Source organism: Streptomyces sp. NBC_01520, from assembly GCF_045040375.1.
GTDB lineage: Bacteria > Actinomycetota > Actinomycetes > Streptomycetales > Streptomycetaceae > Streptomyces.
The window spans coordinates 8,067,052-8,075,076 of record NZ_CP109404.1 but is presented as its reverse complement, the minus strand read 5'-3'; the positions used below and the strand labels follow the sequence as shown (position 1 = coordinate 8,075,076).

Sequence of the window (8,025 nt, the reverse complement as noted above, 5' to 3'; positions counted from 1 at the left end):
AGCCCGGAGGAACGACGCACGACCCTACGGGTCGTAAAGACGCTAAAGCCCTACGGGCTTTTAAACAATTCCTCCGGAATTGTTTATGAATTCCTCCGGAATTCATGGGGCTGGTGGGTGGTTGGGCAGGCCCTGCGCTCCGCGCTGGGCCGTGTGGTGACGGGTCGTCGTGTGACGCCCCTTCCGGCTACGCCTACAGGATGAGCCCGCTACGCGGGCAGCTGGCTACAGGAGCTGGCGGGTTCGGGTGGGGGTGACCCAACGGGTCGGCGGGGCAGACCCTCTGACCGTGCATCACTACCTGACGTCGGGTAGAGACTGGGAATATCCACCACCCCCTCCAGGCTCGCTCTCCTCCGTCGTGCATCACGATGAGCCCTGGGTAGAGACTGGGATTTTGCGGCGTCACCGTATAAACCACATGCACCAAAAGGAAAGCACTTCGGGACGGCACTCTGGAGCCCGCTCCATTGCCGCCTCATTCAATCGATGAAGCTTCGGAATCCGCCGGTATAACCCGGCCCATAAAGCTGAAAGGTGGAAGGCGCACCCCCGTAGCGTCACGTGGAGGCGTCACGGTGTGACGCCTCCTGAACGCGAACGCCTCTGGCGATGAGCCCGGGTTCGGGCACCTCGGAGAGCAGTACAAGGCATCCACCCATCGGCAGGGGCTCCGGCGCGGCTCCCCCGCAGGCGCGAGGGCTCCAGGGCGCCCCTGGAGCCCCTGGGGCGCCCTGCTGCGTCGCGGTGGCCCACCGGCCGCCGCGATGCCCTCAGGAGCCAGCGCAGCGCCGCCCCGTCTTCCCCGAGACCGCCCCCACCACCAGCCACCCAACCCACCACCACAGCAGGGCAGACCAGGAGAACAAGGGGAAGTCTGAGCACTCACCACACGAAAACCGGTACCTGACCTGCACTTATGCAAGGGCTGACGATTTTCGGGTGTCGCCAATGTTGTCGCCATTGTTGTCGCGAATATTGTTGCCATTGTTGTCGCCATTGTTGTCGCCGTTATGCGTCCTGGTGCTCTGGGTCTTCCGGAGGGCCGGGAGCACCGGTGGCCGCGCCGCCTCTCCGCCCGGCCACCCATTGCCCGGCCCGGCGCCCCGCGTCGGGCCGCAGAAGAGGGCCAGCGCAGCGCCCCCCGCTTCCCCGCGACCGCCCCACCACCAGCCACCCAACCCACCACAGCAGGGCAGACCGGGAGAACAAGGGGAAGTCTGAGCACTCACCACACGAAATCTGGCGCCTGACCTGCGCTTATGCAGGGGTCGGGCGGAATCGTGCGCGCCTGTAAGTGGTGGGGTTACTGGAGGGGTAAGCGGACGGGTAAGTGGAGGGGTAAGTGCGCCCGCAGTAGGACGTCCCCGCCAGGCACCGGGCGCTGCGGCCGGGGCCCGGCCGCAGCTCGGAGCCGGCGCAGCTGCTCCGGGCCTGTACAGCGGCTGCGCACTGCCCGCGCTGTCGATGTGGTGACGGGGTGCCGCCCCGGACCCAGCGGGACCGGCCCGGCGCCCCGCGTCGGGCCGGAGAAGAAGGCCCAGCGCAGCGCCGCCGCCGCTTCCCCGCGACCGCCCCCACCACCAGCCACCACACCCACCACCACAGCAGGGCAGACCGGGAGAACAAGGGGAAGTCTGAGTACTCACCAGACGAAATCCGGTGCCTGACCTGCACTTATGCAAGGGTCGGGCGAAATCATGCGCGCCGGATAGCGGTACGGATAGCGGTACGGATGGCGCGCCCCTGCCAGGGCCTGCCCGTCGGGCCGGCGCGGCTGCTCCCTCCGGGCCCGTGCGGCGGCTCCGGGGAGTGCTCGCGGTGTCGTGTGGCAGGGTGCCAGGGTCTGGGGCGGGTGGCTGGTGCCCGGTACCGGTGACGGAACACCCGCCCCAGACCCTGCTGGACCAGTGATCTTGGAACGTCCTGGGCCGCCACAGCTTCACCGCCTCCCAGCCGGTCGACGGCCTGCGCCCGCTGCGCGATCCGGAAGCCGTCGATCTCGACGACGATGACGACGGCCAAGACGAGTGAGTCCGGTATGGGGCGGCTTCGGCATCGTGAGGGCCATGGACGTCGTCGAGCTCACCGAGGACCGGAGGCCAGCGGGCTCGACGACGAGAAGGTGAAGCAGGGGCGGGTCAGACGGTCCAAGCGCCCTGTGCGGCAGCGATGCGGGCGTAGTCGGTGAAGTCGCGGGGCGGGCGCCCAGCACCTTTTCCACGTCGCCGGTGAGCGAGTTCAGGGCGCCGGAGCGGATGTCGGCGTACATGCCGATGGCCAGCTGCACCCATTCCTCGGGCACGCCGGAAGCGCGCTGCTCGGCGGCGTACGTCTCGGCGCTCAGCGGGGTGTAGCGAATGTCGTTGCCCGTGGCGCGGGCGATGTCGGACACGGCGTCGGCGAAGGACATCAGCCGCGGTCCGCTGAGCTCGTATGTCTGCCCGGCGTGTCCGTCCTGGGTCAGGGCGGTGACGGCGACGGCGGCAATGTCCTCGGCGTCGATGAACGCCTCCTTGCCCTCTCCGGCCGGCAGCCGCACGTCACCGGAGCGGACCGCGTCGAGCAAAGAAGTCCTCGCTGAAGTTCTGGAAGAACCAGCGCGGCCAGAGCACGGTCGCCTCCAAGCCGGCCTCGCTCAGTACCTGCTCGGCCGCCGGCACATGGTCGATGTCGAGGTTCGGGGTGTCGAGGTGGGGAAGGGAGACCAGCACCGCGCGCCGCGCGCCGCACCCCGGCCGCGGCAGCCTGGCGGGCGAGGGCGGCGATGCTCTCTGTCGCCTGCGCGCTGCCCAGGTCGGGGGCGACCAGGTACATCCCGGTGACGTCCCGCAGGGCGGGTGCCCAGGTGGCCTGGTCCGTCCATGCGCTTCTTCGCCCTGAGAGCTGACTCAGCAACAGGTCGCCGCTATTGCCGATTGATTCGGAGGCGGTTGGCCTGTCGTATTGCTTGTCGTCTCCATGGGGTGGCAGCCACGGCCAACCGGCCGATGATAAGAGCGAATATGGCGAAGCACCATGAGAGCGGATCGGTAGCGGCTGAGGTAGTCCAGTCCCAGGGGTCTGGACTCCACCAGATCAACGGAAAACTTGAGGCCAATGGGAGGACCCAGGCGAGCTGTGGTCCTCCTATAGAGGCGGACACGATCGCGAGCCCCCACCAGATCAGCAGAGAGCGAACGAAGATGAGTCCATTGGCCGGCCCCACCGCCATGGTTTCCGAGAAGAAAAAGATGGTGGAGGCGAGCACTGTGCACGCGCCGATGCAGGCGGCGCGGACACGGAGGTAGCGCGGCCCGGCTATCTCTTCGTGATCACGCATGGAGCTGGCGAGCATAGTGGCCAGGAATACGGCTGGAAGAAGGGGAAGTTGACGCCGGAAGGGGATGCCTGTTGTCGTCCCGTCGGAGCTGGGAGAGGAGATGGGCAACTCCACGCTGCCCAACACTGCCGACACGGCAGCTACAACCGTGACTCCAGCCATGACACGTCCCACGTGATGAACGCGCATGTATCGCAGCAGATCTGTCCAGCGCATCAGGCCGGGCATCCAGCCTTCTCGTACTCAGCGCGGAGGCGGGATGTCCATTGGGTTTGTAGAGCTTCTGACTGGCGCACTGCTTGCGCAGCGGCTTGCTGTGCACCTGAGACCCCCTCCATGCGGAGGCCGTCGTCAGCGGTTGCCGGATCTGTGCCCATGGACCGGTACTCCAGCCACAAGTGCAGCTGATCCCGTGCTTCCCATGCCTGCGCAGCATCCTGCGGCAACATGCAGGATCCGAGAGAATTCTCAAGCACCAGATTGGCCATGGCGAAGGCGGCGGGGCGGACATGCCCCTCTACGACGCTGAACCCGCTATCACCGAGCTTGGTGGGACGCAGGCCTTCTTGGTAGAAGACGTCTGGACTTTTCACCCACTGCTGCGGAACACCGTCCATCCCTTCGGCCATGAGGATCAGCTCGGGGAGGTACTTGCGGTGTTCCGGCCAGACGCACACTCGAGCAGCGGTACTCGTGGCCCGGTCGCAGAGAGGGTTCACTGCAGATGCTTGTCGGTCCTGCTGTACGTCACCGGCCGCCGGAAAAGCAATGAGGGTGACAAGGATGACCGTGGAGACCCCTGCAGCTACGCCTCGGGACCGCCAGGTAACTCGTCGACGCGGCATGCTTTTCCCCACAGCATTCACTGGGGCGACAACCGCTAGAACAGCGAGGGACCCGGCTAGTATCAATCGGACGGTGACTGGAAATGGGAGGACGTTGTGACCCGGGGTTCCAGACAGAACAAACATACCGTAGGACCGCCCTACCGATACCATAAAGACGAATCCGCCGAGCGCACATACCGCTGGCGAGAACGCCGATGAGGGCCATATGCGACCTACCAAGTGCCCCACGGCGGCAAAAAGGGTCAGGGTAGCTGCCCCGAGAAGCAGATAGGACGGCCAGAGAAATCCTGGCCCTGCACTCTTAAAAGATACAGCGGCTGCCGCCAGCCCTCCGATCGCGTAAGCAAGGAACCCGAGTGTAAGGGTGGCCGCCAGTCGTTGCGACTCGACCCAACAGCTATGCCGAGGGGAGGCCAGGAGACTCTCCCCCATTCCCGTGCGCGATGAGCGTCCGGCCTGCCAAGCCGAGACAGCTGCAAGCACCGGGCCGAGGAATAGAGTGACAACCTGGGTCGCGGCGCTCGCCTCGGGCCATACGCCAATCCAATACCGGGACCTCCCGAAAAGGACAGCAAGGTCTACAGCCAGCAATACAGGAAGGGCGATCAGCAGTGGAGAACGTCGCAACTCAATTCGATAGACCGTCAGCATGACACCCCCTGCACCGTCTCGTCCGAATTGAGTACTGTCATGTATCCGCGCTCCAGGGGGCTATCGCCGGGGGCATTGTCACGAGCTGCGCCGGCGAGGTTTGCAGGGGTGCCCCGATACACCAATTCCCCCTCGCGCAAAACGATTACCGTATCGCATGCCGCCCCGACGTCCTCCACCAAATGTGTGCTGAGCAGAACAGCGGTCCCGTCCTGGGCTAGGGAACGGATAAGCCTCCGGAAGTCGAGCCGCTGCGCGGGATCAAGTCCTACGGTAGGCTCGTCCAGTAGGACCAAAGGAGGAGAGCCGACAATAGCGGCGGCAATACCGGCGCGGCGGAGCATCCCACCGGACAGCGCTTTCATACGGTCCCGTGCTCGCTCGGACAACCCAACGGCAGCAATGGCCTGACGGGTGGCCGCCGAAGCTTTCCGGCTTGGCACCTCCCGCAACCAGGCACAATAGTGCACGAAGTCGGATACCGAGAAGGATGGGTAGTAGCCGAAATCTTGCGGCAGGTACCCAATACGGCGACGTGCAAGTCGAGCGGACCGCTCGGCGCTGATTTTTTGCCCAAAAAGCTCCAAGTCGCCGGCGCGAGGAGGACTGATAGTACTGAGCGTCCGCAGCAGGGTGGTTTTCCCTGCACCATTGGGGCCGAGCAGCCCAGTGACACCCGGTGCAATCTCCAGATTCAAGCCCTTAATAATCGTACGGCTTCCGTAACCCTGCATCACAGCGCTAAGTTGCGCTGTCGGGTGAGGCATTAGATTCTCCAAAACTTCGTGGGGCCGCCAATTAGTGGCCCCACGAAGAACTCAGTCGTTATGGAAGATCACCGGCGCATCAATTCACCGTGTCACCGTGGTTTTGTTTATGGAGAAAATGCACTCGTATTCGCTGAATTTCCCGGTGTATCCGTACGACAGCATATCGCCTTGGTTGTGGTTGGCCTCCGCGGCATTGCAGTCGTAATGGGCATTGAACCAGCCGCCATTGGTTACATTGCTGCAGTATCCGTGACCCGATGTGCTGTACCAGTAGCCGCGGCAACCGTACGTCCAGCTCGACTCGTACGAGGCGCTGGCGCTCGGGACTGCAATCCCAAGCGCAGTGAGTGACAGGGTGGCAATTGTGATAGCCTTCCCCGCCTTTCCAGCAAGCAGAGAACGAATGCTTGACTTCCGCTTCATGAGTACCCTCATTTCACGCCCCCCCCATGGGGCTCAGCGGTAAGATACACGTGGCGAGGGAACGTGCGGCCCCGACTGGAATAGGTGTCTCGTTACCTTCCACCGTGGGCTTGAAAGCACCGTTGGCATATGCCAATGGACGGATTCGCCCCCCGCACCTGATCAGCAGCGTCCACAGTCACGCACCCAAACCCGGCGGTCCCTGCCGAACTGCAGGCCCAGCCGACGGCGGTGCCGTCCGAAGCCGGCCGCCTGAGCGAGTTCGCCGGCGGCCGGGTCCTGGGAGCCGACGACGTCCAGGGCAGCCCCGAGGAGCAGCTGGCGTACGTCACCGAGCGTCTGGCCGAGATTGACGGTCTCGGCAGGCGGGCGGAGGACTTCGTTGTCCTGAACAAGGGCGCCCTGCTCGAAGTGGCGCAGCAGCGTGAGCTGCACAAGGTGGCTGGTCAGGAGAATTTCGCGCGGTGGGCGGGCGGGGTGCTCGACATCGAGGAGAAGTACGTCTTCGAGCTTCTTGCGGACGCGGCGCGTATTCGTGCTGTCGGTGCTCTTGGGCCTGACCTGTCCCAGCATCTGACGCGGGCCTCGGCGCGCAAGGTCGTCTCTGAGGTCATCGCGAAGCATGGTCTGGAGGTGGCCCGGGACGTCATGAGCGAGGGTCTTGCCCTGGCTGCTGAGCAGGGGAAGAAACGGCCGACCGCGGCTCTGCTGACGGAAGTGGCGCGGGTTCTGAACTCTCCGGCGATCCCTTCCCAGGAGAGGTCAGAAATTTCTGACCCCCCGGCCGTGCCAGCTTCTCCTGGCGTTCCCGAGGTGGTGGCGCTTCAGCGCGCGGCGACCGTAGTGCGGGATCGGGCCTATGCTCCGCTGGCCCCCACGTCGGTGGCGGCGGCGGTCACGGCTGACCCGGTGGCGGTGGAGGCGCTCCAGAAGGAAGTCACCCGTGTCTCGAAGCGGCTCGCCGCAGCTCAGCGTGCGGTAGATACCGAGCTGGCTGGCCAGGAGGCCGCTACGGACGGGGAGAGCTGACCGCTCTCCTGCGCAAAAACGCCCGGCGCCCCTTTACTGATCGTTTCAGAATGAGTTGAGCCGTGGGTCTTGCGCTCGACGATCTTGGTCGGCAAGGTGTCCGGCGTGCGTGCTGATCTTGTTCCTGACGACCTGTGGGAGCGGGTGGCCCCGTTGCTGCCGCCCGCCCCCGAACGGCGCCATCGCCACCCGGGGCGGCTGCGTGTTCCCGATCGAGTGGCGCTCGCCGGCGTCATGTACGTGCTGCGGACCGGTGTCGCGTGGCGTGACGTCCCCGCGGAGGCGGTGGGCTGTTCCGGGGTGACGGCCTGGCGCCGACTGCGGGACTGGACCGAGGCCGGCGTCTGGCTGCGCCTGCACACCGCCCTGTTGATCGAGCTTCGTCGCGCCAGCCTGCTGGACCTGGACGACTGCTCCGTGGACGGATCGCACGTCCGGGCGCTCAAAGGGGGGACCACGTCGGACCCTCGCCCGTCGATCGGGCCCGCTCTGGCTCGAAGCACCACCTGATCGTCGACCGTAACGGAACCCCGCTCGCCGTCACGCTCACCGGTGGCAACCGGCACGACGTCACCCAGCTCCTGCCCCTGCTCGACGCCGTTCCGTCGATCCGGGGTCTGCGGGGGCGTCCCCGCCGCAAGCCCCGGCGTCTGTATGCCGACCGGGGCTACGACTTCGACAAGTACCGCCGCCTGCTGTGGAAGCGCGGCATCAAGCCGATGATCGCCCGACGCGGCGTCGCTCACGGCTCCGGACTGGGCAAGGTGCGCTGGGTGGTCGAGCGCGCCTTCGCCTGGTTGCACCAGTTCAAACGGCTCCGAACCCGCTACGAGCGCCGCGCCGATCTCCACCAGGGCCTGCTCGAACTGGCCTGCAGCCTCATATGCCTGCGCCGCCTCCGAACTTCATTCTGAAAGATCAGTATGGGGCGACGCATCGAAGTTGGTGGCAGGGTAGCGAAGTCGGGTTCCTGCCCTTGCGA

Annotated in this window: 7 protein-coding genes; 2 read left to right on the top strand and 5 right to left on the bottom strand. The window is 65.4% G+C overall.

Annotated features, from left to right (window positions below):
* Window positions 1-1,942 precede the first annotated feature (1,942 nt).
* From OG524_RS36245 to OG524_RS36225, 5 genes are all read right to left on the bottom strand, one after another.
* Entirely contained in the window at window positions 1,943-2,569 is a 627-nt protein-coding gene (locus OG524_RS36245) for a hypothetical protein (protein ID WP_405808407.1), read from the bottom strand.
* The gene (locus OG524_RS36240; RefSeq protein ID WP_405808409.1) at window positions 2,544-2,714 is read right to left on the bottom strand and encodes a hypothetical protein; all 171 of its coding nucleotides are present in this window, start codon (window positions 2,712-2,714) and stop codon (window positions 2,544-2,546) included. The genes OG524_RS36245 and OG524_RS36240 overlap by 26 nt, the downstream gene beginning before the upstream one ends.
* An 823-nt stretch (window positions 2,715-3,537) precedes the next feature.
* Window positions 3,538-3,999, bottom strand: a complete 462-nt coding sequence (locus OG524_RS36235) for a hypothetical protein (RefSeq protein ID WP_405808411.1) — start codon at window positions 3,997-3,999, stop codon at window positions 3,538-3,540.
* 815 nt (window positions 4,000-4,814) lie between these two features.
* Complete coding sequence (locus OG524_RS36230; protein WP_405808413.1) at window positions 4,815-5,519, bottom strand: ATP-binding cassette domain-containing protein; 705 nt, start codon at window positions 5,517-5,519, stop codon at window positions 4,815-4,817.
* A gap of 153 nt (window positions 5,520-5,672) precedes the next feature.
* The gene (locus OG524_RS36225) at window positions 5,673-6,014 is read right to left on the bottom strand and encodes a hypothetical protein (protein ID WP_405808415.1); all 342 of its coding nucleotides are present in this window, start codon (window positions 6,012-6,014) and stop codon (window positions 5,673-5,675) included.
* A 231-nt stretch (window positions 6,015-6,245) separates the two neighbouring features.
* Here OG524_RS36225 and OG524_RS36220 point away from each other — a divergent pair, with 231 nt between their 5' ends.
* Window positions 6,246-7,043 (top strand): hypothetical protein, encoded by a 798-nt coding sequence (locus OG524_RS36220; RefSeq protein WP_405808417.1) that lies wholly within the window; start codon window positions 6,246-6,248, stop codon window positions 7,041-7,043.
* Window positions 7,044-7,148: 105 nt separating this feature from the next.
* A protein-coding gene (locus OG524_RS36215; protein ID WP_405808419.1) for an IS5 family transposase occupies window positions 7,149-7,957 on the top strand; the annotation gives its coding sequence in 2 pieces (ribosomal slippage) (window positions 7,149-7,488 and window positions 7,488-7,957; 810 coding nt in all).
* Window positions 7,958-8,025: the final 68 nt, after the last annotated feature.